Source organism: Vibrio ostreicida, assembly GCF_013074385.2.
Lineage (GTDB): Bacteria > Pseudomonadota > Gammaproteobacteria > Enterobacterales > Vibrionaceae > Vibrio > Vibrio ostreicida.
Genome location: NZ_JABEYA020000004.1, coordinates 162,285 through 189,072, shown reverse-complemented (window position 1 = coordinate 189,072; position 26,788 = coordinate 162,285). Strand labels below are relative to the sequence as shown.

General features: G+C 46.7%; 20 protein-coding genes and 1 pseudogene. 8 read left to right on the top strand and 13 right to left on the bottom strand.

Features of this window, described 5'->3' with window-relative positions; all coding sequences use genetic code 11:
• Positions 1-151: 151 nt before the first annotated feature.
• The 4 genes from HLM86_RS08920 to HLM86_RS08905 all read right to left on the bottom strand — a co-directional run bounded on the left by HLM86_RS08920 (position 152) and on the right by HLM86_RS08905 (position 7,127).
• Positions 152-3,274, bottom strand: a complete 3,123-nt coding sequence (locus HLM86_RS08920) for an efflux RND transporter permease subunit (protein WP_170882626.1) — start codon at positions 3,272-3,274, stop codon at positions 152-154.
• Positions 3,275-3,283: 9 nt separating this feature from the next.
• Complete coding sequence (locus HLM86_RS08915; RefSeq protein ID WP_076590169.1) at positions 3,284-4,429, bottom strand: efflux RND transporter periplasmic adaptor subunit; 1,146 nt, start codon at positions 4,427-4,429, stop codon at positions 3,284-3,286.
• 337 nt (positions 4,430-4,766) lie between these two features.
• On the bottom strand, positions 4,767-6,131 hold the full coding sequence (locus HLM86_RS08910; RefSeq protein ID WP_170882625.1) for a diguanylate cyclase domain-containing protein: 1,365 nt from the start codon (positions 6,129-6,131) through the stop codon (positions 4,767-4,769).
• Positions 6,132-6,134: 3 nt separating this feature from the next.
• Positions 6,135-7,127: an ABC transporter substrate-binding protein gene (locus tag HLM86_RS08905; RefSeq protein ID WP_076590171.1), complete on the bottom strand. Its 993-nt coding sequence runs from the start codon at positions 7,125-7,127 to the stop codon at positions 6,135-6,137.
• Between the two features lie 280 nt (positions 7,128-7,407).
• On the opposite strand from HLM86_RS08905, the gene HLM86_RS08900 reads away from it, so the two are divergent.
• The gene (locus HLM86_RS08900; protein WP_076590172.1) at positions 7,408-8,115 is read left to right on the top strand and encodes an SDR family oxidoreductase; all 708 of its coding nucleotides are present in this window, start codon (positions 7,408-7,410) and stop codon (positions 8,113-8,115) included.
• Here the strand turns inward: HLM86_RS08900 and HLM86_RS08895 are convergent.
• Complete coding sequence (locus HLM86_RS08895; protein WP_076590173.1) at positions 8,104-8,256, bottom strand: DUF2256 domain-containing protein; 153 nt, start codon at positions 8,254-8,256, stop codon at positions 8,104-8,106. The genes HLM86_RS08900 and HLM86_RS08895 overlap by 12 nt on opposite strands.
• Complete coding sequence (locus tag HLM86_RS08890; protein ID WP_076590201.1) at positions 8,246-9,487, bottom strand: NADH:ubiquinone reductase (Na(+)-transporting) subunit B; 1,242 nt, start codon at positions 9,485-9,487, stop codon at positions 8,246-8,248. The genes HLM86_RS08895 and HLM86_RS08890 overlap by 11 nt, the downstream gene beginning before the upstream one ends.
• A gap of 147 nt (positions 9,488-9,634) precedes the next feature.
• Between HLM86_RS08890 and HLM86_RS08885 the strand changes: the two genes are divergently transcribed.
• The 4 genes from HLM86_RS08885 (at position 9,635) to HLM86_RS08870 (ending at position 12,695) form a co-directional block, all read left to right on the top strand.
• Positions 9,635-11,023, top strand: coding sequence for a cytochrome ubiquinol oxidase subunit I (locus tag HLM86_RS08885; RefSeq protein ID WP_170882624.1), 1,389 nt, complete (start codon positions 9,635-9,637; stop codon positions 11,021-11,023).
• An 11-nt stretch (positions 11,024-11,034) separates the two neighbouring features.
• Positions 11,035-12,033, top strand: a complete 999-nt coding sequence (gene cydB / locus HLM86_RS08880; protein ID WP_076590175.1) for a cytochrome d ubiquinol oxidase subunit II — start codon at positions 11,035-11,037, stop codon at positions 12,031-12,033.
• Positions 12,033-12,125 carry a DUF2474 family protein gene (locus tag HLM86_RS20425; protein ID WP_076590176.1) on the top strand — a complete coding sequence of 31 codons (93 nt, stop codon included), beginning with the start codon at positions 12,033-12,035 and terminating at the stop codon, positions 12,123-12,125. The genes cydB and HLM86_RS20425 overlap by 1 nt, the downstream gene beginning before the upstream one ends.
• Before the next feature lie 93 nt (positions 12,126-12,218).
• Entirely contained in the window at positions 12,219-12,695 is a 477-nt protein-coding gene (locus HLM86_RS08870; RefSeq protein ID WP_076590177.1) for a peptide-methionine (S)-S-oxide reductase, read from the top strand.
• Between the two features lie 17 nt (positions 12,696-12,712).
• Here HLM86_RS08870 and HLM86_RS08865 read toward each other — a convergent pair whose 3' ends face one another.
• The 3 genes from HLM86_RS08865 to HLM86_RS08855 all read right to left on the bottom strand — a co-directional run bounded on the left by HLM86_RS08865 (position 12,713) and on the right by HLM86_RS08855 (position 16,932).
• Entirely contained in the window at positions 12,713-14,404 is a 1,692-nt protein-coding gene (locus tag HLM86_RS08865) for a methyl-accepting chemotaxis protein (protein ID WP_170882623.1), read from the bottom strand.
• Between the two features lie 3 nt (positions 14,405-14,407).
• Positions 14,408-14,842, bottom strand: a complete 435-nt coding sequence (locus HLM86_RS08860) for a BLUF domain-containing protein (protein WP_076590178.1) — start codon at positions 14,840-14,842, stop codon at positions 14,408-14,410.
• Between the two features lie 479 nt (positions 14,843-15,321).
• On the bottom strand, positions 15,322-16,932 hold the full coding sequence (locus HLM86_RS08855) for a BCCT family transporter (RefSeq protein WP_076590179.1): 1,611 nt from the start codon (positions 16,930-16,932) through the stop codon (positions 15,322-15,324).
• A gap of 133 nt (positions 16,933-17,065) precedes the next feature.
• Here HLM86_RS08855 and HLM86_RS08850 point away from each other — a divergent pair, with 133 nt between their 5' ends.
• Positions 17,066-17,230 carry a hypothetical protein gene (locus tag HLM86_RS08850; protein ID WP_170882622.1) on the top strand — a complete coding sequence of 55 codons (165 nt, stop codon included), beginning with the start codon at positions 17,066-17,068 and terminating at the stop codon, positions 17,228-17,230.
• A 16-nt stretch (positions 17,231-17,246) separates the two neighbouring features.
• Here the strand turns inward: HLM86_RS08850 and HLM86_RS08845 are convergent, their stop codons facing one another.
• Complete coding sequence (locus HLM86_RS08845; protein WP_170882621.1) at positions 17,247-18,422, bottom strand: aminotransferase-like domain-containing protein; 1,176 nt, start codon at positions 18,420-18,422, stop codon at positions 17,247-17,249.
• A 124-nt stretch (positions 18,423-18,546) separates the two neighbouring features.
• Between HLM86_RS08845 and HLM86_RS08840 the strand changes: the two genes are divergently transcribed.
• The gene (locus HLM86_RS08840) at positions 18,547-19,416 is read left to right on the top strand and encodes an AraC family transcriptional regulator (RefSeq protein WP_170882620.1); all 870 of its coding nucleotides are present in this window, start codon (positions 18,547-18,549) and stop codon (positions 19,414-19,416) included.
• Between the two features lie 126 nt (positions 19,417-19,542).
• Here HLM86_RS08840 and HLM86_RS08835 read toward each other — a convergent pair whose 3' ends face one another.
• Positions 19,543-21,423: an ATP-binding protein gene (locus tag HLM86_RS08835; RefSeq protein ID WP_170882619.1), complete on the bottom strand. Its 1,881-nt coding sequence runs from the start codon at positions 21,421-21,423 to the stop codon at positions 19,543-19,545.
• 76 nt (positions 21,424-21,499) lie between these two features.
• Here HLM86_RS08835 and HLM86_RS08830 point away from each other — a divergent pair, with 76 nt between their 5' ends.
• Positions 21,500-22,258: a substrate-binding periplasmic protein gene (locus tag HLM86_RS08830; protein WP_170882618.1), complete on the top strand. Its 759-nt coding sequence runs from the start codon at positions 21,500-21,502 to the stop codon at positions 22,256-22,258.
• Between the two features lie 106 nt (positions 22,259-22,364).
• Here the strand turns inward: HLM86_RS08830 and ribA are convergent, their stop codons facing one another.
• Together ribA and pulA are read right to left on the bottom strand one after the other, a co-directional pair.
• Positions 22,365-23,417, bottom strand: coding sequence for a GTP cyclohydrolase II (ribA, locus tag HLM86_RS08825; RefSeq protein WP_076590184.1), 1,053 nt, complete (start codon positions 23,415-23,417; stop codon positions 22,365-22,367).
• Between the two features lie 276 nt (positions 23,418-23,693).
• Positions 23,694-26,723, bottom strand: a pseudogene (gene pulA / locus HLM86_RS08820) (pullulanase-type alpha-1,6-glucosidase); the annotation flags it as partial.
• Between the last annotated feature and the right edge of the window lie 65 nt (positions 26,724-26,788).

Genomic DNA, 26,788 nt, shown 5'->3' with positions numbered 1-26,788 from the left:
CTCTGTGCGGGTTTTCTTTATCCCATTTCTGCGCCTTCTCGTACCAGAGCGATAAAATAAAGCCATCATCCGTTAGGCCAACCTATGAGGTCAATAACAGAGGCCAGTCTTGAAGAAAGAAAAGGCACAACATGCCCTTTCTTCTCGACCTTTACTCGGCCACTGGCTTAACTTTTTTGCGCTTAACCCGTTGACCCAACCAAGAAAAGACACCTTTTATGTCATCCAGCATCAAGTACAAACACGGGACTAAAATTAACGTCAGTAACGTTGCAAACAACACAGCAAAACCCAGTGCAACCGCCATCGGGATCACAAACCTAGCCTGTAAGCTCGTTTCAAACATAATCGGCAAAACGCCCACAAAGGTTGTGATTGACGTCAGGATGATGGCTCTAAACCTCGCACAGCCAGCCTCAATCACGGCCTGTTTGATGTCAACGCCTTTTGCCCTGACATGATTCACGTAATCTGTCATGACCAGAGAATCATTCACAACCACACCAGCGGCGGCAATCAAACCAAACGTCGACATCATGCTCAGATCAATGCCAAACCAGTAGTGCCCCCAAATCGCCCCGGTCAAACTGAACGGGATCACGGACATAATAATCAAAGGCTGAGTATAACTTTTCAATGGAACAGCCAGCAGCATATAGACAATAATCATCCCAGCAATGAAGAAGATTTTTTGCTCATCTTGCTGCGCTTGTTGCTCCTCAATACTTCCTCCGAGCTCGCTTTTGACACCCAAATAGTGAGACAATATATCTGGGATAATCTCCTGACGAACCTGTTCAACGACTTGATTGGGCTCAACTTGCTCTTCATCAATCGAACCATAGACGTAAACACTCCGAAAGCCTCCCTCGCGACGAATGCTATTGACGCCTGGCTTTTGGTTAATGCTCACGACATCCCCCAACATGACTTTTTTCCCTTCGGGCGTGGTAATCACCGCATAACGAAGTGAAGAGTACGCTTCTCTGGTCAGCTGAGGGTAACGCACCATAACCTTAATTTCTTCGCCATCACGCAGCACTCGCTGAGCTTCGCCCCCATAAAAACTGCCGCCTACCTGCAAAGCAATGTCGGACAAATTTAAACCCAAGTCGTAAGCCACTGGGGATAGGGATAGCAGCACTTCTTGGCTACCAGCATCAATCGAAGATGATATATCGAACAAACCGCGTTGCTGTCTTAGTTCAACGAGCAATTCTCGTCCAGCGGCATTTAAGGTATCAATATCTGAGCCGTACAGTAAAAAGCCAAACTCATCACCTTTCTCGTTATCATTGACGTTATCTGAGACCGTCAGCTTTTTGAGTCCGGGGATATTGGGTATTCGTTCACGCCAGCGCCTCGCCAGTTCGAAGGTATTGAAGGGCCTTAACTCTTCATCCACCAACGGGATCACCAATCGACCTTCCTTACGCCCCTGATTAAACGTCAGTATATCCCTGACCATCTTTTGCCCAGTCTCCTGCTCTATCTCAAGGTCAATAGTCAATACCGTACTTTCAATCAGTTTAAGGGCCTCAATGGTTTGCTCACTCGAGACATTATCGTTCATGACCAATTTGATGCTCGGAAAGTCATGGGGCACTTTAGGCGACGGTATAATACGAACATAATTTGCCATCACCAACGCAATGCTTATCACTAATAAGGCCACAAACCCAGCAAAGACACTCCAGCGCCACACAGTGCAGAACGCCACTACCTGTTTATATGGTCCGTTAACCAAGCGGAAGAAGCGACGGTTAAACCTGTCTCTCCAACTCCCTTCTTTGATTGGTGTGAAATTTGAGTGAGCCAAATGTGACGGCAGGATCAGTTTAGATTCAATCAGGCTGAAGATCAGGCATAAAATCACAATCGCAGCGATGCCGAAAAAGAACGCCCGCTCAATCCCTTTTGACATGAGGAAAGGGGCAAATACAGCAATGGTGGTCAACACACCAAAGGTGGCAGGCGTCGCAACGCGTTTCACCCCCCGAACAACGTTATCAACCCCTCCGCCGTGCTTTTCAATCTCAGAGTACGCACTTTCGCCAATGACAATGGCATCATCGACGACGATCCCCAACACCATAATGAACGCAAAAAGGGAAACAATATTGATGCTGACACCAAGCGCAGGCATAAGCATCACCGCGCCCAGAAAGCAAACGGGGAGTCCTATCATGACCCACATGGCGAGCTTAACTCGCAAAAACAAACTCAGCATTAACGCAACCAGCAAAGCGCCCTGAAGCAAGTTCTTTAGCATCATATCGAGTCGCGCATTGAGGTAGTAAGTCATATCAACTAAGGTTTTTATCTTGAGATCTGAAGGCAGTGTTGCATTCTTTTGCTCGATGTAAGCTTTAACGTCTTGCGCTACCGACACCATATTTTGGTCTTTGGTTGCCTTCACCGACAAATAAATCGCATTTTCCCCCGAATACTTAAAATAACGGTCCTCTTCGGTAAACCCATCTTTGATCGTCGCAATATCCTGAAGTAAAACCTTGCCTCCATTCGCCCCTATTTTTACGGGTATATCGCGAAATTCTTCCCCACTGTAATATTGGTTCTCAATTCTAACCGAAATCATTCCTGCGTCGGTGCGCACCTCACCGGCAGAGTAATTGGCGGAATACCGTTGAATGGCCAAAGTAACATCATTGAGCGTCAGGTTATATTTACGTAATACTCTCGGTTCCACTTCAATGGCAATCTCATACTCTGGTGCGCTCAGATCAACCAAAGCCACATTACTGAGCTGAAGTAACTCATCTTCAATCTGTTTGGCGATGGGCTTAAGCTCTAGAAGAGATCGTTCCCCGACCAGAGCCATCTCTATCACATCCTGTCGAAACTCAAACTGATAGACTTGTATAGGCTCCATGGCGGCGGGGAAATTAGAGACCGAATCGACTTTTTGTTTGACCTTGTCCAGCACATCTTCGATGTCTCTATCGACGTCGACTTCAATTTCAATCGCACCGCTGCCTCGGGACGCCGTGGATATCGCCTTTTTGATGCCTGTTACGTCCTTGAGTGACTCTTCAAGCTTGATGAGAATACTCTCTTCAATCTCTTGCGGTGACGCTCCCGGGTATTGAGCACTGACATTAATGTAGTTCACTTCAATATTGGGAAACATTTGTCTTTGAATAAAGAAGAAACTGACCGTTCCGACAATCAGAACGAAGACCATGATTAAGTTGGCGGCAACCGGATTGTGAGCAAAATACGCAATCAGCCCTTTTTGTTTTGATTCATCCATGTTGTGATCCTACTCGCCTAATGCGTTCTCAATGATGGCAACGTCTACGCGCATCCCTGTTTGTGGATATTCAGGTACGGTCAAAACAATCTTGTCGTCGTCGGTTAAGCCCTCATTGATCAGCATAAACTCTTGCTCAGCCCTCAACACGTTGACGATTCGTGGCTCAAGCTCACTCTTGTCATTGACAACCCAGACGCGACGGTTATTGACCAGTTCCTGCGGTAAACGATAGATGTGTTTCAGCTCTCTTCCGACAAATTGCACTTCGACATAGGAACCAAACTTTAACGGTGTTTTTTTAGAGTCCAGCGCATAAGGGTCCTCCACACCGACCACCATATTGATCATTCGAGTTGAACTATCAATGATCCCCAAATCACGCTTAATCACACCCTCACGTTTCGTCTCAACGAGCCCTCTCTGGAGAATGGTCGCGGGCGTCCCTGCATAGTCTTGTGGTAAAAAGACGCGGTCGAAACCCGCGATAGGAATGTGTATTTCGCCTGCCTCGATGTTGTTCAACGTCGCAATGTGCGCACCAGCGGCAATATACTGGCCAACCCCAATATCCCTAGAGACAACCAATGCGTCATAGGGCGCCACCACTTTACAGTTATCGAGATCTCGCTGCGCCCGCTTTAGCGCGGCCTGCGCAGATTTCACTTGAGCCTTTGCACTTAGCACCTGAGGTTGGCGCAAATACAGCTCCGTTACCTGTTTGGCAGGCAGCTTTTTTGCCTGACGTTTGGCCACTTCAGCCCTCGCCTTTTCCTCAATCAAAGCTGACTGAGCACTAGCGAGCTGGGCTTCAGCTTGCAAAACCGCTGCCTGATAGTTGTCATTTTCAATCGAGAATAGGGTTTCTCCTCGGTTAACGACACCCCCAGCAACAAAATTGGGGTGCCATCCGGTCACCTCACCCGAGACTTGGGCAGAAAGCTGAGTCGTTTCAGCGGGTAATAATTCACCGTGACTCGTGATGAGTACTTTGTGATCACTGGACTTGAAGGCGGACACGGTGACTTTAAACGGTTTCTTTTCGGGTTTGGATTGCGCATTTTCAGCGCCACTTGCAGCAATAGCTGCATAGGCTCCATACGCGCCTATCAGAATAAGAATAGGAAGCAGCCAAGCTAACGGCTTAGATTTCATACACATCCCTTATTTGAACAACAGCCTGTTATTTTCATTATCATCTTCGTCACACAACGGGTTAATCTTCAATTGTACGAGCGAGTATCACTTTGACATCAAAAGAATACTATATATCCATGACAACAATAATTCATATAGATTTTATGATTGAAGTCACAGAGTAAGCTCAGGTAGGAATATGAAATAGGCACCCTAATAAATGTCGGCCATGAACAATAATATGCTCGATCAGACATCACCGTTGACCGCAGCACAACCAGCGTTCAGGTGACCTATCAGGGTGAAACTACAGAGGGTCAGAGACGAAAACGGTCAAAAGACCGCTTAAACTCGCTCAATCATTAATCGTCGTCAGGCGAACCGAATTGGCGCCTTTTTTGCAAACAGCGGTTTTCCCATCAAAGCACGCCGAACCACTCATTTTTTTTGCTCGGTACATGGCTTCATCGGCCATGCTTAACAGCGCGTCTTTGTTTTGAGTTTGGTCAGGAAAGTAACTGACACCGATACTGGCTCCGACCTTAAGTGTGTTCCCGTTGAACACAATCGGCGTATTAATCGTATCCAACAGCTGCTCTGCTTTTTTCGATACAATGTCAAAGTTGTGCAGAAGATCGAGACAGATGACAAATTCATCCCCTCCAAAGCGACCAACAAAATCTGATTCTCGCGTGACCGCGCTGATTCGTCGGGAAACTTCAATCAAAATCGCATCACCCGCATCATGGCCGAAAGAATCATTGATCGACTTAAAATCATCCAAATCAATAAAAAACAGGGCTAACTTACACTGAGTCCGCTTCGCTTTAACAATTGAGTTTTCTAAGGCTTTGTCAAAAGCACGGCGATTGTATAAATTCGTCAGTGGCTCGTGCTCTGATAGAAAAATCAACTGCTTCTGCTTATGTTCCAACTGTTGAGTCTGACGCAAGACTTCTTCTTCAAGTTCCCGCTTAGTGACCGTGGACTCGCGCAGTGAAACCGTCATTTGGTTAAAGAATCGCGCGATGTCGCTGAATTCCGAATCCATTTTTACAGCTTGGACTTTGGAGTCCAACTTTCCTTTGGCAACACTCATAATGGCATTTTTCATTGCCTGCGCACCCGACTTGAAACGGAATGAGATAAGCCAAGCTGTCACACTGACTAACACTGAGCAGATCACTAACCATGTGCCCGCAAAGATCATAACCTGATGCAAACTTGTGGCGTTGCGATTCAACACGGACTGGTGCACATACGCAAGCTCTTCCGTCATGTTCTGGACAATCATATTGTATCTGGAGTGCAGCAATCCTCTAGCGCTGATATCGTGAGGCCAGACAGGATCTTCGAGCCCGTTTATAGATAAAAAGTACACTTGTTTTTCTTTGTTGAGCAACGCATTCAGACCAAGGTTCATCCGTTGAATATTAGCGAGCTGCGGGGTATTTTTTTTATACGCGGTAAGCTTTGTGTCCAGTTCAGCTTGTGCCCGTTCAACTTGAACTAAACTCGGTTCGTCACCGAATTGAATGAATACCCAAAGCTGGCTACGCAGAAAATCCACGCAAAGTTGCAAGTCAATCACCTGATCCAAGTCTGACTTAGTGTGTTTCTGCTCAAAGGCCACTTTAGAGAAGGAGATAATAATGAATAACGTCAACACCAACGTGGTCGTTGATAGCACAAACAGTTTTTTGGACAGAGAGTTCAACATCACCTACTCCCGCAACGCGACAATTTGTTGATACGGCAAAGGAAAGAAAACGTCCCGAAAGTCCGGTGGATCACTGGTGACCAATCCGCTCTCATGCGCCCAACGGGCTTGGAGCTGCAAATTCGATAACAAAGAGTTGCCCAAAGACAGACGAAAGACATAGTCTTGCCAAGACCACTGAACTTGATTGAGTGGTATATTAAGCCGATGGGTGATGATTCTCAGAGCTTGTTCCGGATGGGTATTGATCCACTCCACCGCCGCATCGAGTGCCTGAAGCAATCGCCTCGCTTCATCACCGGCAAACTCTAAATGAGATAACGTCGACAACAAGTTAAATGACTGTTGGTAAATGCCAGGCGTTCCCAAGTTGTGAACTGGGGCAGCAGAAAGCATATCGGCTTTGTAGCCCAAAGGCTCCCAAGCAGAAATAGCATCCACACGGTATGAGAGTAAAGCAGGAAGCAGCTCATGGGGTTGGAGATACACTTTGTCGACGTTTAACCGTTTTAGCCCATTAATGATCAGTACAGAGTCAAAATAAAATTCGCTGGCACTGCCTTTGACCACACCAACCCTTTTGCCCTCCAACCCCCTAACGCCTTCTACACCAGAAGGGCTGAGCGTCAGTAATTTCACATCATTATTCGACTCAACAAAACTCACCAGCAACGCCAAGTCGTTTCGCTCAAAACTTTGAAACATCACCACAGACTCAGAGGCCGTCGCATACTCAACATCACGATTTAACATCAACTGGGTACATGAAATACCACTGGCACAAGGATAGAGAGTGATATCGAGGCCAAATTGTTCAAACAACCCCAACCGCTCTGCAATCAAAAAAGGCGCAGCTAACGGCGTTAATGTGACCCCAACCCTCACTTTGGTTATTGTGGTCTCGCGTTCCTCAGATATTATCGTCATAAAGACAAACGCTGTGACGAAAATACACAGCACACCATAAGCGATCGTTTTAGGTTGAACCACTGGCATGCTCTCCACACCCCTGCTTAAGAAATATAGCTAATATAAAGCTAGCTTATAGATTAAGATATTTTTAATAGCTCTGTGATTTATATAAGAAACAGCACTAATCTTTATTATTATCGTGAAATAAGTCACAAAAAACAGGCACTAAAACATTAGATCAATCAGGAAAAATACTTATTAATAAAAATGAGTAAGCAATAAACGCATTCAGCGACACGTTCGTAAAACAATACATAATATTTATATATGTATTAATTTTAGTCATGATATTGGTGAGAAAATAATGAAAATTTTAATTTTTGGTGGCAATGGCGGTATTGGATTCGCGATGTGTCAAATACTGGCCAAAAGGCATCCTGATATAGAACTCCACGCCACTTACCGCTCTTGTAAACCGACGACGTCACCCACCAATATGACATGGCATCAGGTCGACGTAACCAACGAACCTCAAATCGAGTCGCTGATGGCGACGTTTGACCATTTAGACTGTGTCATCAATGCTATCGGCCTGCTGCATACGGCCCAATCCGGACCAGAAAAAGATCTACGATCATTCAGTGCTGACTTTTTCTGGAAAAATATGTCGACCAATACGTTACCCTCCCTGTTGATCGCGAAACATTGTCAGGCCGCTTTAAAAGCCAGCACCCATCCTAAGTTTGCAACCGTTTCCGCCCGCGTTGGCAGCATTTCTGACAATCAGTTAGGGGGGTGGTACAGTTACCGCGCCTCTAAGGCGGCGCTTAACATGCTCTTAAAAACACTGAGTATTGAATGGGCGCGCACCATGCCCAAAGCTTGTGTGCTCTCGCTTCACCCAGGTACGACAGACACGCCATTATCACGACCGTTTCAAAGCAATGTCCCTGCAGGTAAATTGTTTAAACCTGACAACGTCGCCCGAGATCTCCTTAGCCTGATTGAACACGCGCAGCCAAAGGACAGCGGTCGTTTTCTTTCCTATGACGGCCGCGACTTACCTTGGTAACTTCTGTTGTCGACAGCGCTGAGAACAGAATTTCACGTCTTCCCAACATTGCCGCCACTTTCGCCGCCAAGTGAACGGTCTTTCACAGACGACACACCGTTTTTCTCTGCGATCTTTTGGGTGACCATTTCTACCGGACATAGCGTTTTGACCTGCGCTTCATGTTCGCTTCCTTAACCATAAAGTCGAACAATGGGGCGAATAAATTGGCAAAGAGGATAGCCAACATGATCCCCTCGGGATACGCCGGATTGAGGACACGGATACCAATGGTCATGACGCCGATAAGAATCCCATATGCCCACTTACCTCGGTGCGTAAAGGCCGCAGACACAGGGTCTGTTGCCATAAAGAAGGTACCAAAAGCAACGCCTCCCAACACAAAGTGCCAGTAGAACGGCATGGAAAACATGGGATTAGTGGTCGAACCAATCACGTTGAGCAAGGTGGATGTCAACACCAAGCCGACTAAGACACCTGCCACAATGCGCCATGATGCAATTCGCATGGCAATCAGCAAAGCACCGGACACCATGATCAGCAAGCTCGACACTTCTCCCATTGAACCGGGGATATTGCCGACAAACGCATCAGTCCAAGTCAACACCTCGTTGGTCATGTTGTTGATCAAGGCGCTATTTCCCCCCTCATACCATTGGCTCAAAGGGGTCGCCCCTGAGTAACCATCTGCGGCAATCCATGCGGCACCACCGGACATATTGCCCGGATAAGCGAAGTATAAAAAGGCCCGACCCGCCAAAGCAGGGTTAAGAAAATTACGGCCAGTCCCCCCGAAAATTTCCTTGGCCACGACAATGCCGAACGTGATCCCTAATGCTGCTTGCCAAAGCGGTATGGTCGGTGGAAGTATCAAAGAAAACAATACTGAGCTGACAAAAAAACCTTCGTTAACCTCGTGTTTTCTTACCACGGCAAACAGAACTTCCCAAAATCCACCGACAATAAATACCGTGGCATAGACAGGCAAAAAATAGGTTGCACCGAGCAGCATTTTACTCGCCCAACCAGCGCTCAACAGCCCTGATACGTCGCCAAAAGCCAGAGACAGTCGCCAACTGCCCGCCACGACCGACACTAACTCCTGAGAGGAGTGGAGGCTCATCAGCGCCATCACGGCTTGATTGCCCACATTAAACATCCCCCAAAACATCGCGGGAAAGGTCGCGAGCCAAACCATGATCATGATGCGTTTGAGGTCAATGCTATCACGAACATGCGTTTTACCACGATTCACCATTCCTGGCGTATAAAAGATAGTCGCCGCCGCTTCATAGAGCGGGTAAAATTTTTGATATTTTCCGCCGGGCTCAAAGGCGGGCGCCATGCCCTCAATACGCTTTTTAATGCTCATAATATTTTCGTCCGTGTTTGTAAGCAAAGTGGTGTAACTTTTACTACGATCATTGAGCAGGTTTGGCACAGTTCGAAAGCGATGATTTTTTGAACAACCAAGCATTCCGAACCGTATGAAAGTTACGGTCATCAATAAGAGTGTGCTATGGAAACGTTAGCGGTCGATTTAGCGAGATTTCAGTTTGCTTTTACAGTCTCCTTCCACATTATTTTCCCCGCTTTTACCATCGGGTTAGCCAGTTATTTGGCGGTTCTGGAAGGTTTGTGGTTGAAAACAAATGATGAGAAATTTCTTCAACTTTACAAGTACTGGATCAAGATCTTTGCCATCAGTTTTGGGATGGGCGTCGTCAGTGGCATCGTACTAAGTTACCAATTCGGAACCAATTGGAGCGTCTTCGCAGACAAGACTGGACCGGTACTTGGCCCTCTCATGGGATACGAGGTGTTTACCGCCTTTTTTCTCGAGGCTGGGTTTCTTGGCGTTATGTTATTCGGGATGGAGCGCGTTGGGAAAAAATTGCATTTTGCGGCGACGTGCGTTGTTGCGTTCGGCACCTTTCTTTCGGCATTTTGGATCTTGTCTGTGAACAGTTGGATGCAGACCCCGGCGGGCTTTTCTATCAATGACGCTGGGCAGTTTATCCCCGAAAGTTGGTTTGAGATTGTCTTTAACCCTTCGTTTCCGTATCGGCTCGTTCATATGTTACTGGCTGCTTATCTTACAACGGCCTTTGTTGTCGCGGCCGTCGGCGCTTACCATCTGCTCAGTGCTCCTCGGAATCCTCTGGCAAGGACGATGTTCTCTATGGCCATGTGGATGGCGGCCATTGTTACCCCAATCCAGATATTGGCAGGGGACTTTCATGGCCTCAACACCCTTGAGCACCAGCCCGCTAAGATTGCCGCCATGGAAGGCCATTACCAATCTCACAAGGGGGCACCCTTGATTTTATTCGGTTTGCCCAATGATGAGGAGCAACGGGTGGATTTTGAAGTGGCCATTCCCCATCTTGGCAGCCTGATCTTAACCCATAGCTGGGACGGAGAAGTCAAAGGGCTCGATGCGTTTCCTGCTGACAAACACCCGCCTGTCACGATTGTTTTTTGGAGTTTTAGGATCATGGTGGGTATTGGATTCGGGATGTTATTCATTGGAATGTGGAGCCTTTGGTTGAGAAAAAAACAGGCGCTCTATCACACACCTTGGTTCCACCGCTTGTGTATTGCCTTCGGGCCCGCTGGTTTTATTGCGGTTCTTGCCGGCTGGATCACCACTGAAGTGGGCCGCCAGCCTTACACGATTTACGGATTGTTAACCACGGCCGAATCCGCCTCCCCCATAGACGCAGCAGCAATCAGCGTCTCTTTGACAGCATTTGTTTTGGTGTACTTTGTCGTGTTTGGCGCTGGCTTTTTCTATTTACTGCGTTTGATGCGCAAATCGCCAACCCGTTATGAGCAAACGCTGAATAGTCGATTACCTGACGGGACAGACAGCCCACCGGTCTCTCATTCCAATCACTTAAGTTAAGGGGCGACACCATGGATTACGCATTAATTTGGTATGGCATCATTGGACTCGCCGTCTTGATTTACGTTGTGCTGGATGGCTTTGACTTAGGGATTGGTATTTTGTATCCCAGCGCACTCAGTGAAAATGAACGTGATCTAATGATGAACAGCATTGCTCCGGTTTGGGATGGCAACGAAACTTGGCTGGTTCTCGGCGGAGGCGGCTTGTTTGCCGTGTTTCCTCTCGCCTATTCGGTGGTCATGCCAGCCCTTTATGGCCCATTGATTCTCATGTTATTGGGGTTGATTTTAAGAGGCGTTTCTTTTGAGTATCGATTCCGTACCAAGCGGGGCAAATTTTTGTGGGACGGCGCCTTCTTTCTCGGCTCTTTGATGGCGACCGCAATGCAAGGCATTATGCTTGGGGCTTTGCTTCAGGGGATTGAGGTTGAAGGACGAGCATACGCTGGCGGCTGGTTTGACTGGCTAAGCCCATTGAGTGTTTTTTGTGCTCTGGCTCTTATTTGTGCTTACGTTCTGTTGGGGGCCTGCTGGTTAATCATCAAACTCCCAGAAGATCTGGTTAACCGTTATTACACCATTGCCAAGCGCTGGGGGATAGCAATGGTTTCATGCATTGCTGTTGTTAGCCTGTGGCTACCTCTGAGCAGTTCAGTGATCTTTGAACGCTGGTTTAGTCTACCCAATGCGTTGGTCTTTATTATGATTCCGATCATAGCAGGGTACTGTATTTGGCAGCTTTTTTCATCGCTCTTAGCTCATAAGGCCCTCAGAGCGTATGGGTTCGCTATCGGTTTGTTTGTTGTGTCCGCCATTGGATTTGCGGTCAGTACATTCCCCTATCTGGTGCCGTTCTCACTCACTTACAGACAAGTCGCCGCCCCCGATTCCAGCCTCGCTTTTTTGCTGGCTGGGACCGTGTTTTTATTACCCATGATCATTGCCTATAGTGCCTACTCTTATTGGGTGTTCAGAGGTAAATTGAAGCACGGTGAGGGCTACCATTGATGAAGCAGTTGAGCTGGTTTATTTTACTATGGCTTGCGAGCGTGACGGCACTGGCCTGCGTGTCAATGCTCATCCGGCTGGTGCTGTTTTAAGCTTGAATCACAGCAGTTTCACCACCAATGTTCGTAGCACTTTAAGCCCTATTTTGCTTTAATTGAGGCCTGCACATAGGTAGAGGCATTAAAATGGAAGAAATGTATTTTGCTGGCGGTTGTTTGTGGGGCGTTCAGGAGTTTATCAGGCACCTCCCAGGCGTGTTGTCAACACAGGCAGGAAGAGCGAATGGCCGCTGCTATTATCGGCTAGATCACTATGATGGTTATGCGGAATGTGTCCTCACACGTTTTGATCCTCAAGCCGTTTCTGTTGACCAGCTTATGGATTATTTTTTTGAAATTATTGATCCCTACAGCATCAACAAACAAGGTGACGACATTGGTGAGAAGTATCGTTCTGGCGTTTATAGCCTAAACCCTAAGCATCTTGAGCACGCACAAGCGTATATTGGACGCCAGCCGAATAACTGTAAGATTCAAGTTGAGGTGCTGCCCTTATCCCGCTATGTCCCAAGCGATAGTGTCCATCAAGACCGGCTGACTCTCTATCCAGATGATTACTGCCATATCCCACTACCGCTGTTACATAAATACAAAAACGCCTGAAGGCAAGGGCACGAGCATTAGACCTGAAACTTATTCAGGTTTTTGTGCAAGTCAATCACATTCATGGCGATGGTTTCACTGGCTTGAGCCGTGTTTTTGGTTTCTTGGGCCGTTTCTTCGGCCAACGTTTTAATATTGGTCAGATTGTTATCTAGATCCTGTGCCACGGTTGATTGCTGCTCCGCAGCCGCCGCAATTTGTAGATTGAGGCCAGCGATCTGGCTCACCGATTCAGCCGCGAGTAAGAAGGTGTTGGCAGACTCTGAACTCTTGGATAAACAGAGCTTAGCGGTGTCTGTCCCCTTCTTCATACTGGTGACCGCATTACGTGCCTCAGACTGTAATCGATCGACCAGTTGCTGAATATCCACCGTTGCTTCCTGAGTGCGTTGAGCCAGTGAACGTACCTCATCCGCAACCACGGCAAAACCACGCCCAGTTTCACCAGCCCGTGCTGCTTCAATCGCCGCGTTGAGGGCCAATAGGTTGGTTTGCTCAGCGATACCTTGAATTGATTCCAACACTTGTCCAATGTTGTTGGTTTCAGAGACGAGGTTTTCAATAACACCGGATGACGTCGTCACTTCGTTGGCGAGCTCCTGAATGACTTGCTGAGTTTCTTCCGCCTCATGCTGGCCTTCCATCACCCGCTTTTTCACTTCGTCGGTAACGGATGACGCATTCGCCGTACTGTTGGCGACCTCTTGAGTGGTGGCGTTCATCTGATTGATGGCCGTGGCGACTTGCTCTATATCGCAGCGCTGTTTTTCAACATTGTGTAACGTCCGTTGCATCGCGGCCACTGCAACCTCAGAGGACTCGCCCAGTTCTTCAGCCTGAGAATTGATTTTGGTAATGGTTGCCATGAGAACACCAAGAAATTTATTAAATGCCCCCGCGACGGTCCCAGTCTCATCACGCGATGACGCATCTAACCTAACCGTCAAATCTCCGTCTCCGTCCGCGACTTGTTTGAGCCTGTCAATCAGCACGAGCAGAGGTGTACGAATGGCACGGCTGATCAGTATCGGCATGATAACCCCCAACGCGATGGAGACCCCCGCAATCACTGTCATCCACTTAATTGCGAATTTTTCATCTGCTTCTGCTTGAAGTGCACTTGCCAGCGTGAAGGCTTGAACCTCATCCAATATAGCGATCAGCGCATGGTCTATCTCATCCTCATGGGCTTCCACTTTTTTCGATAAGTCCAACATCTCGTTAATCTTACCCGCGCTACCAAACGCCATCACTTCGTCTACTTCAGAAACCAACGTTAAGTAGGATTTTTCAACCCGTTTGAGACTACTGAGTAGCCCTTTAAATTCATCCACTGCCGCTTGAGAGTGCAATTTTGGGATAGCCTGTTGAATAAATTCTTCAACCTCAACAATTTCTTTGTTGGTTTTAACGGTTAAATTATGAACTTTGTCTTTTGCAGCATTGAAGTTACTCATCAATTCCAGCCCTTGTTCAACCCGAATCGCTTTGACCAAAGCCCGTTCGAACAAGATCGCCTGTTCAAGTTGATGCTCGGCAAGTACTGTCATCATGCGTGTCAAAGGAATATCTTCTTCAGCAATATCGACCAATTCTATCCCTATTTTGTTCATTTGTTGCAGAGCAAACCCACCCATAATCAGCATGGCAAGCAACTGCATCAGGCCGAGCAAGTAAACTTTCTGAGCAATCGTTATTTTAGATAACATGAACTAACCTCTCTCCGTGCTTTGGGCAAAGTGTTTGACCATTCGTAATGCAAAACTTTGATTGTTGACCAAGTAATCTGGGTCTTCCCTGTGGGCTAAAAAATCGCTATAACCCGTCACTGACGAGCCCGAATGTTGGTCTAAAACTTTAAAACCCATTTTCCATTCGGAAAAGCTTCGACCACTGATGCGATGAAAGCCTATTCGATTGACATTGCCATGGCGTGAATCTTTTTTTATTTTATTAAATAACGCTTCAACCTGATCTTCTGGCCCTTCAAGCACTTGGATAAAGGTCCCATAACCATCGTAAAGCAGCAAACCTGTAATGTCTGAAGATGTGTTATTCTTACGGGCCGTCGATAAAAGTGCTTCCAGTTGCTCTTGATTAAACCTGTTGGTCGCTTTACTGACGTAGATAAGTTCTATCATTTCCATGGCTAGCCTCTGTCGCTTCGGGTGTTATGCCAATTGCTGTTCTTTTGTCGCCACTGTTTGGGCCATTGGGGTACCATAAGAGTGTAGTCCACATTATCACGCAGCGCCTTGCATTCACCTATGGCATAATATTCAGACAATTCAATAGCCTTACGCGGAATGGCCCCAAGCTAAAATGTCGATATTAACATTACCTTTACAAATAACGTGCCAATCTATAAAACGCCATATTTAGACCTCTGTTGCAAACAACACCACACAAATAGCCACTATATGCATATAATGGTTGCATATTGCGATTTTATTTGTAATTTGCAAATCCGTTATCTAGGAGAAAGGATGGTCAAGGTGAATGACCGCGAGAGATAAAAGGTGGCATCTGAAACACTGAATCCGTCCAGTGTCATCAGGTAATTGGTGGGATTGGGGAAAGAACGCTGAAGAGATCCGGGCCGAAAATGATCCCAGCCCGGTATTGTCTATAATGAGTCTGGTTTGGTGATGCCTTGATCGATGGCCATTTGGTGCGCCACTTTCGGCCCTTGCCATAAGCTAGGCAACAACACAAAAGACACCGGCACAGCCGTGATCACAATAAAAGATTGTAACGACGACACACCACCCTCGCCAAGAGCAATCAACGCAATCGCCACGACGCTCATCATAACCCCCCAGAAAACACGAATGATTGCGTTCGGCTCTTTTTCCCCTGTCATCACGGTACTGATGGTATAGGTCATCGAGTCACCCGTGGTCACGATGAAAGTCGTGGTCAAGATTAAAAACAACACTGCAATCACCGTAGGGAAAGGCAGTTGGCTGGTGATCGCAAGCAATACGGCCGGAAGGTTGAACCCTTCAAAAGCCTCAGAAATTGAGCCCGGATGATTCAATTCAAACGCCAGACCACTTCCACCAACCACACTGAACCAAAAGCAGGTAATTAAGGGAGCGGCGATGCTGATCGACAAAATAAGTTGTCTGATGGTGCGCCCTCTGGAAATGCGGGCAATAAAAATGGCCATCATCGGTCCATAGCCAATAAACCATCCCCAGAAAAACACCGTCCACCAACTCAACCAACCTGTATCACCACGAAACAAAGCCATTGGAACAAAATTGTCCACCAACCGCCCAACACCCTGAAGGTATCCATCAACGATAAAGTTTGTCGGGCCACAGACCAGAATAAAACCTATCAAAAATACAGACAGTATAATGTTATAGCGGCTGATAATTTGTATTCCGCGACTCACACCACTCAACGCAGAAAGGGTGTAAGCCAACATCGCAAACACCACCACAGAAGCCTGTGTCATCAAAGTATCGGGGATATCAAAAAGGGTATTCAATGCATAACTGATTTGTAAACCAAGAAAGCCAATTGGGCCAATGGTCCCCGCCGCCACGGCGATCACACAACAAGCATCAACCACATCACCAAGCCAACCATTAATCGCCTTATCCCCAAACACCGGATAAACCAACGTTCGTGGTTTGAGTGGTAAACCTTTGTCATAATGAAGATGCATTAAAACGATAGACGACAGGCAGCCTAAGATCGCCCACGCTAAAAAACCCCAATGCATAAAAGATTGTGATAACGCATTGATCGCCGCCGTCTTGGGCGAGCTTTGACCAAAAAAAGGTGGCGCTGATACAAAGTGAGCAATGGGCTCAGCCGCGGCCCAAAAAACCCCACCGCCTGCAAGCAAGGTACAAAGAACGATGGAAAGCCATTTAAAACCAGTCACATCCGGCGATGATAACCCACCTAACCTTACACACCCGGTACGCGAGATCGCCAAATAAAGTCCAATCACAAAATTGACCAGTAACAATACTTGCCAATAGGCGCCGAAGTACTTTACGGAAAAAGAAAAACCGTCTTGGACGAGTTCGGTTAACATTGGCGTATTGAACATTGCCAATAAGACAAAGCCCATCAGAAAACTGCCGCTAAGCCAAAAAACCGGGTTATTAAGTTGTAGTTTATGAATGACACCCGATGTTGACAGGGTAGATGGACCGTCAGAATAGTCAGCAGAACAAGGGGTCGTTCGGCTCACTGCCTGAGTCATATTAGACATGCAAAAATTCACTTCTGTTAAGGCTATTTGTCAGCAAATAGCATGTATTTATCTCACATTTCAATGATGATTTGTGAGGTACATCACCTAAATGCTAACACAGCTATCAATAGAAGTAGAGGAGTAATCTCGGTTGGCCCCGATCTTGGACCGTGAATTAGGCAACGAGTTTCTCAATTCGCGTCCGCCAATCACCCTCGCCGCGAGTAAGTCGGACATAGAAGTGCGCACGATGACCATTGTCGGTGGGAAAGGCTTAGAGGAGAAAAAACACCCCTATTGCGATGCCTTGCAATAGAGGTGGGGGGAGCCAATTACATGTTCGCCAATTCAGGTTGTTCAATAGAATGGTTAAGCCCAGCCACTAGGCGTTCAATGGCAATTTTTAACTCTTGTGGGGTGGCATTGGTGAAGTTGAGCCTTAATGCGGCTCTGGCCTGATTGGCATCAGGATAAAATACCGGGCTTGGAACCACAGCCACCCCTTGCTTGAGCAATAATTTGGCGACAGCAAAAGTATCGCATGGCGGTAGAGTCAACCAAATGAACATTCCGCCTTCAACAGGCTTAGCCTCACACCCCACCGGTAATTGTTGGTTAAGTTGAGTTAACATCACCTCGAAACGAGTCTGGTATAAAGCCCTAACCGTTGCAATATGCTGTTCAAACTCTGGGTGTTTGAGTAAGCCCAAAAGCAAGGCTTGCATTGGGATACTGGAGTGCAAATCCGCACCTTGTTTAATTTTTATCAAGGGTTCTAAATCACGATGTTGACCACTGACAATACCAATTCGCAAGCCAGGAGACGCGATTTTAGAAAACGAACGTAATACAATCGAGTGCATTGAACAAAAATCAGAGACAAGTGGCAGGGCCTCACCCGAAAAACGCAACTCACGATACGGCGCATCCTCGATGAGCACCACATTATATCGCTGACAAAGTTCACCAACTTTTTTACGCGTCTCCAGAGTCCAACACACCCCTGTCGGATTATGGAAATCAGGCACCGCATAAAACATCTTGGGCGATTGTTGAGCAAAACACGCCTCAAGCGAATCCAAATCAGGCCCAGCTTGGTTTTGCTCCACCGTGATAATATCAGCTCCAGCGAGTCCAAATACCTGCATTGCACCAAGGTAACTCGGGGCTTCCATCACCACTTGGTCACCCGGATTCACGTAAGCTCGTGCAATTAAATCCAGCCCCTGCTGTGAACCAGTACAGACCATCGCACCGTGAGATGAAGGCAGAGAAAAGTACTCATGAAGGAAATCGATGAGTGGCTGATAACCCGCTGTTGCACCGTATTGAAAGACCTCAGGCATGGACGCAAGATCGGTTAAGGTCTGTTTCATCAACTCGATCGGGAAGGTACTTTTATCAGGCAACCCACCGGCCAGTGAAATAACATTTTCATCCGAGGCCGCAGCAAGAATTTCACGGATGTAAGAAGAGGGGACTTGCTGTAATGCGCGAGCGATTTCCATAAGGGTTCCTGAATAAGAAAATTAACATGCCGTCTTTTCGGGCACCAAGCAAGTGTATAACTGATTGCACAAATCAACATGTCCATTTATGCTGTTCATCATGTCCATTTATGCTAATTTTTGAATGAGCCAACAGCACAACATCCGTATTAATGACGTCCTTTACTATATTCACAAAGATATCGCGAAACCCATGGAGGCCAAGTCCCTTGCGGATATTGCCGCTTATTCGGAGCAGCACTTTCATCGAATATTCAAGCAGGTTGTGGGGGAATCGATTCATCAGTATATTCGGCGAACACGAATGGAATACGCGGCCAATCAATTAATGTTTGACCCACAGTCGTCCGTATTAGAGGTTGCGAATAAAAGCGGTTTTAGCTCAGTTTCATCCTTCAGCCAGGCATTCAAAGCCACTTTTGCCGTTTCTCCTGGGCAATGGAGAAAGCATGAACAACAAAATACGGCCAAACCGTACTTAAAAGATCCTGAAATCGCCGCGGGCTATCGAAGAGTCGCACTCAAACCTCTACCCACCCCTAAGATCATTAATGCGCCCGATCGCCTAGTGGCGTATATGCGCCATGTCGGCTATAGCAGAACGGTAAAAAATGTGTGGCGAGTGCTGACAAACTGGGCCAAAAGTGAGCAAAGAAATCCATCGATTCAATTCGGGTTGCATCACTCTAATCCCGCCCTAGTCGAGCTGACGCAATGCCGCTATGTCGCGTGTATTGAAATCGAGACGCCAATTAAAGTCAGAGGGGTGGTGAATCAGTTGGTCATACCCGGAGGGCTTCATGCTCTGTTTCGTTTAAATGGTACCTATGGTGATCTGTTGCCTCACATTAGCAAGATACTGGAGCAGTGGCTGCCCGAATCAGGCTTTAAGCTAGGCTCAACACCAGCGTACGCTCACTACCACAAGAACCATTTCCTCAATGAAGATGAGCAATTTGAGTTGGATTTCTACTTGCCTATCAGTTTTCACTAATAAGGAGGCGAAAGCGCCTTGTGAACCAGAAGGTTGGTCAGCCAAGCAATGCCAAACTGTTCACAACCTCACATTATCGGCTGGCCTGCGCAAAGTACGATGGATCTGATGACGGACAACCAAGGCTCATGATGACTGGGCTTGCTCGACGGCCAAATCAATATAGCGACCCAGCATGTTTTTCAAGGCATTGGATTTGAGAGGCTTCGCGATGAAGTCCGTCATTCCCGCGGCAAAGCAGCGCTGCTTGTCTTCTTCTAACACATTCGCCGTCACTGCGATAATCGGTACGCGTTGGCCCCAATCGGACAGTTTCCGAATTCTCTGAGTGGCAATAAACCCATCCATAACGGGCATATGGCAATCCATGAGAATCACATCGTAATGATGCTGACTGAATAACTCTAATGCGACCTTACCATTTTCTGCCACATCACACTGTAACTTGAGCTTTTTCAGCAATTGTATCATCACGGTTTGGTTAACCTGATTATCTTCGACAACCAGAATCTGAGTGCCGTCACTCGAGTGAGTCAGCGGCGCATCGACGACCATCGGCTGAACAACCATCGGCTGCCAAGTGACCGTCGGCTCTTTGGGTACATTGGCAGGTTGACACGGTATTGAGAAGCGGAAACGACTGCCCATGCCTTCTTGGCTGGAAACGCTAATATGGCCGCCCATTAACTCCACCAAATTCTTAGTAATCGCGAGGCCAAGACCCGTCCCTCCGTATTCTCGGGTGGTACTGCCATCGACCTGATGAAATTTTTCAAAAATCATTGAAACGCTCTCTTCACGAATACCGATGCCCGTGTCAGAGACTTCAACGGTAAGCACTTGAGGTTCATAAGTTATCTGCAATTTTACCGCACCAAAATGCGTGAACTTAAACGCATTACTGAGTAAGTTATTGAAGATTTGCTTAAGATGAATCGGATCGCCAACCAACTGATTAGGAACCATTTCGTCACATTCCACCAGCATCTTTAATTGTTTTCTGTTTGCTGTTATTTGATATAATTGCTCAAGTTCAGAGACTAAACTTTGAAAATCAAATGGAATCATTTCCAGTTCTACACGGCCCGCTTCAATTTTTGAGATATCCAATATATCATTGATGATCACCAACATATCTTCAGACGACTGCTGGATCATCCGCAAGTGATTCATCTGGGTTTCATTGAGGTCAAGATCTTCCATAAGTGAAGAGACCCCAATAATCCCATTCATTGGAGTGCGAATTTCATGGCTCATATTGGCAAGAAATTCACTTTTTCTTCTGTTGGCCATTTCAGCCTGATCTTTCGCATCTGACAAATCAAAATAATGTTGTTCAATATGTTCATTTGATTGATTAAATTTGTCCGCCAAACAGGAAATTTCGTCTTGAAACCAACGTCGAGGCAGTGTGATTCTGCCTAATTTATCTTTATCTTCAAAATCCGTCACCATTTCAGCCATCAAAACAACGGGTTTGATGAGCAAATGCCAGACCAGAAATAGCATCGTCGTCACGAACACAACCGTACGTACATTTTCTGCTAGCAGAAGATGGAGAAACGTTTGCCACAGATCACTGTATACGGGCGTGAGATCAGATTGGACCGTCAAGTGGCCCAACAAATACGTTTTGTCTCCTACCGCGTACTCCATTGGCCAAACTTGCGTGATATGATCACTCGCCAATCTTTGGCCTCTTTCTATGATGGCCGTATCTTGATCTTTGATGGAGACAAAGTCGACACCGGGTAAGGTCATCAAGCCTTCAACTTGCGCGTTGAGTAACCCTCTGTCTTCAACCCACAGACTTGCAGTAAGGCTGGGGAGCTGACTGTGTTTGATGTTGTTCAAAACAACATCAAGATTGGTCAAATCTTGCTTAAAGTTTTGATACAAGTTGTAGATTGTTCCTGCTAGTGCGAGGATAACACTGAGTATTACGACAGCGGTCACCAACTGTTTGTTAATACTGAGGTATGGTTTGTCTTTGTCCGCACTTCTCATATGAAACTAGACTCTAATTAAATGCCTACTACTATAAATATAGCCCGATTAAAAGATTAGTAAATGTGGAGCCAAAATGAATTGGAAACAACAAATTACCCTGCTTAGTGCGTTCACTTCCCTTACGTGTTTCGCCGATTCTGTTGACGTCAACTATTATGTTATCTCTGAGCAAGCCAAACCGTTTCAAATTGAAACGAAAGGGAGCTCGCACTCAGGTATCGTCAGCGATATTGTCGCTGAAGTCTTCAAAGACAGTGATTACGACGTTAACTACCATACTTACCCATTCAACCGAATGATTTCCATTCTTGAGCGTGGAGATGCTGAAAACTGGGTGACTTACGGCAGCCCGAAATGGGGAAAGGTTCAATCAGAAAATTTATCTGATGTACCCATTTATACCGTAAGGCACTCGCTTCTTTCGAGTAGCAAAAATCCAGTCAATTTTTCTGACATCTCAGATCTGAATGGTAAAGTCATTGTCTTGTTGATGGGGTTTGATTATCCGGAATTGAAACCTTATTTTGCCAACGGTGACATGACGGAAATGCGCGTCAAGACCTACCAATCTGCATTTCGCGTCCTGAACCGAAATCCAGGCGAACTGGCGTTTGTTGAAATGGAATCACGGATTTCCTATAACCTATCAAAACTCGAGCAAGATGACAGCCAATTCAATAAACATTCTTTGAGTAAACTGATTCCGGATTACCCTATTCACTTGGCATTTTCACCTGAAATGGATAAGTCGGTCCAAGCTTTTATTAATCAACGATTAAAAGAATTAAAAACTCAAGGTAAACTGGACACTATCATCGCCAAGTATATTTAGGCAATACGGGTAGGTTGTCAATAACACCTACCCATTTATGTAGATTGAAACGGTCATACCTTCACTGTCGCGATTCTGTCGCCACAGTGAAGGTTTTCCCTATGGGTTACTTGATGAATTCTTCATCAAGAAGGTGGCCTAATTTAGCCACTTTGGTTTTTAAATAGTCCAAATTATCGGGGTTGCAACCTTCCTGAAGTGCGACTCGCTCCGCAACATGAATATTTGCTCGTTCTAGAGCCTGAACTTTAAATGGGTTATTGGTCATTAAACGCACCGATTTTACCCCCAAATAACAGAGCATCCCTTTGCAAAAACGATAATCCCTCAAATCGGCAGCAAAGCCCAAACGCTCGTTAGCCTCAACCGTGTCTGCTCCATCATCTTGCAAATGATACGCTCGTATCTTGTTGAGAAGACCAATACCCCGGCCTTCTTGGCGAAGATACAGTAAGACTCCGGTCCCTTCTTCAGCAATATTTTTTAACGCGCGGTCAAGCTGAAAACCACAGTCACACCGTTGACTAAACAACGCATCCCCTGTCAAACACTCTGAGTGCAAACGTATCAGCGGGTCCTTGACCGAACTCAAATCTCCGTAGACCAAAGCGAGGTGTTCTTTGCCTGTCTTTTCCTCAAAGAACCCATACATATGAAACGTACCCCACTTGGTGGGCAGTTTCGCACTATCAACAAACTGCACCAGATTGTACGGCTCACTGTTGCGAAGCTGCGTTCGTAAATCCATCAATATCTTACCGAGTTGATTTTCTCCCCTCCCATTTTCTCCATCCCCCCAAAAACCATCATATAGAGAGTGCTCTATCAGTAAGGATTCTCCTGTTTCAATCAGTTGGAAAGCGAGTTGAGAGTTTTGCGTAAACTTTTCAGTGACGATAAACTTCATCACGTTAAGACGCTCGTCCTCCCATTGAGAACGAACTTTATCTTGATGTTTTCGGCTCAACGAAAAAGCCAAATCGGGCGTTGAACAGTGTTGGATCTCTTTTTTTATAAGAGGATCTGAGAACTTTTGAGCTTGATAGTAGTGTTCACTCGTTGGCCAAATATGGCCATCAACATCGATGGGTGCGTGACAGAAATTTGAAAGAAATCCATACGCTTCATCGGGCTCATAAAAATTTATTTGGTCTACCATGGGCAGCTCCTGACGTTGCTATTTATTATATCAATAAGAGTTAGTTTGCATATTAACAATTAGTCGGATTCTATAAAAAAGTCAATCCTCTTTCCAGTCAGGCACCGTCGAATTCTCTGGATAATTTTTAGAAAAGCAATCCAACTCTATTAGAATTAAGCATTATAAATCAGTACGATATTCGCAATGAAGCGCGGGCGCGGCGTCTTTCTCGCCTGTGGAGCACGCCCCTATCAGCACGCGCTCCTCTGCAACGGTTGCCGCTCACGCCATTTAGTCAGACAGCATTCCCTGCCCCTGAGTGCGATGTTGTTGCTGCACAAAAACGGCTGCGGTAAGGGGGGGAATACGGAATGCACCACGTTCAAATTTGGCTTGCTTCAGGCCTGCGTCTGAAGAGCTCCCATGTACCGGATGCAAAGTAAAATGCTCCGCGTTCGGGATAGTGATTGTCTGTGCCTCAAGGTGGGCATTGATCGCAACCAAGACCGCATCAAACTGAGGGTCAAGGTCTTGACCGGAACTCACACCATCATCGACAGACATCACGATCAGACCTGGTTGCGCTGTTTGGCCAGTGTTATGAAAACGGACCCGTTTGAGGATGTGATCTTCACTGCCCAAGCGCAACAAGGGCGAGTGTGAGCGGATCGTTATCAAATCTTTAACCATACTGTCTGTCCACTCAATATGTTGAGCGCTCACTTGAGTGTTGGGGTTACTGATAATGGATTGGATCGCTGGCCAATTCGCTCGATCTTTATCCGCACGAGGTAGGCCCACATTCCAGTTGTTGCCTTGCTTGGAAAAATCAACCTTGTTATACCAGTCGCCGCTATCATAACTGTCACGCTCCATTGACTTGGAACGCAGGAGTTCAGACCCCATATGGATGAAAGGAACGCCTTGACCCAGTAATATGGTTGAAAGGCCAATAACTTGCATTCTTGCTCGTTGTTTGGGTGTCACGCTCGCTGTTGCTTTATACTGATTGAAGTCCCAAAGCGTCTGATTATCATGCTTGGAAACATAATTGATCGATTCCTGTGGATCTAGGGCGTAAGCCGCTCCCTGTCCCCCATAAACGTAATCTCTCCCATAAACTCGCTCGCCCATATAGGTGGTAAGAAGGTAGTTTTGCAAATTGCCAGCCATCCCATAGCGAATCAGGTCCATTTTCGACTTGAGAGCGTCGCTAAACCGGGTTCCTGCATTGGCAAAACCCGGATTTTTCAATAGCGCCTCGCCACTGTCGAATGGACCACCACCACGTACACCATCACGCAGACGATCGTTGTAAGTCCCTATGCCAGTACCTGCCATTGCCCACTGAGTGGCATGCTCACCTCGCTGACCATTTGCCACCTCCCCAAAATTCCACCCTTCCCCATAAAACCAAGTATCTTCATCAACCTGCTTGGTCTTTTTGTAAGCTTCAAGCATGCTGGATTTCATCACATGCCCCATCAAGTCAAAACGAAAACCATCGACTTTGTAATCCCTTGCCCAAGTGACCACACTATCAACCATCAGTTTTTCAAACATACGGTGTTCGGACGCCGTGTTATCGCAACACGTTGAATTCTCTATGTCTCCAGTCAAAGGGTTTAGGCGATGGTAGTAGCCTGGCACGGCTTTATCGAGCACCGATTTAGCCTCCAACCCTGAAGCAAAGGTATGGTTGTACACCACATCTTGGACCACGCGAAAGCCCATGTTATGAAGCTGTTGTACCATTTGGCGATACTCTCTAATTCTTGAAACCCCATCACTGAAGGTCGCGTAACTGCCTTCAGGTACCGTGTAATGAAACGGGTCATAACCCCAGTTAAAGCTGTCTAATGGCCGGATGTCAGCCATGATTGACTGAGCATCACCGCTCGCGGGGTCGGCTTGCGCCAATAAAGACACGAGAGTCGCCTCCTGAGATACACCACCTGAACACAGCGCTGCATCCGGATTGATCCGGCAGAGTTTGCCCACACTGTCACTCAAATTGACGCGCTTTCCTTGTTCTTCATCGATTGAGGCGAGATCGTAAGTCGGCAATAAATGGATCGTGGTCAATCCTGCCGCTTTCAATTCCAATAGGTGCTGAACGCTGTCTCGCTCTTGTTCGAGAAATGCCAAATACTTACCGTTATTTTCTGGCCGCCCTTGGCTATCACTCAGGCTAAAATCGCGAACGTGTAATTCGTAGATAATATGGTCTTCAGGTTTGGCCAACGTGGGTATCTGATGCTCGTCCCACCCCAAAGGTTTGCTTTGCGGATCGTCAAGATCCACCAGTTGTGAGTATAAGCTTGAGGTACTTAAAGACAGAGAATAAGGATCGGTTGTCATCATCCATTCAACCTGATCCGTTTGCGGATGAAAGGCTTTAATCCGGTAGCGGTAAAACACATTGGTTAACCCAGACGAAGCTTGATGATGCCAAATCCCAGTCGCATTATCTTGTGTCATAACAATAGGTGAGCGGGTCAGTCGTGTTTTATCTTGATCGTATAGATACAGCTCAACCGCTTGCGCAGTCGGCGACCAAATCGCAAAGTGGGATTGTTCTCCTTCTACCCAACTGCCCAGTCTCGCCTCATCAGCATCATTTTCTCCTGCCGTATAAAGATCGTCCACCACCCCCGGTATCTGAATTCGCGTCGCCAAAATAGGCTGTCCATTGATATCTAAAGCCACCGCAATCAACTGGCCCTTTAACAAGTTTTTCGCTACATCAGCGTCAACATTGAGAAAAAATTTGGCTCGACCATTAAGGTGGGGAAAGTTTGAATGAGTCATTCTACCGGCCAAGATTAGATCGTAACGGTGAAAGGGTTCCCCATCACTGAATTCTCCATGACCCTCTTTACGGCTCCAAAATTGATAACTGGCGGCATCGTCATGCTCAAACCAAGCAACATCGTTATGGCTTAACCAATGCGCGGCTGCGCCTGCGAGCTTTAAACTTGGCTCTGAATACGTAAACTCAGCACTGCCATGGCGAGTGTAAACTGTATCGCCCTTGTCGAACTCGACTCTCAAATCATCAGCGCCGAGCGCTTTGTCGTCTCCCTTATGGACAATAAAATTCAGACAGCTCCCCTGAGATGAGTCCAAGGGAACCACAAATTTCGCACCATATAAAGGGTCGAGTTCTTGCCAATGATAAGGGCTCTCCCAGTCAACGCCTTGCAGAGCCTCCGCCGCAGCCGCATGACAGGGACGATTATTCCACAAGTGGAGCCCCCAACCACGGTAGTCCCCATCGTCTCTGCGATAATAAATCACAGCGTGTTGAGGCCGAGTAACCGACGCCATGGCACGACCCTCGCTCATCGTTAACGCCTGATTAAGTAGTGAATGCGTTTCTCTTGCAC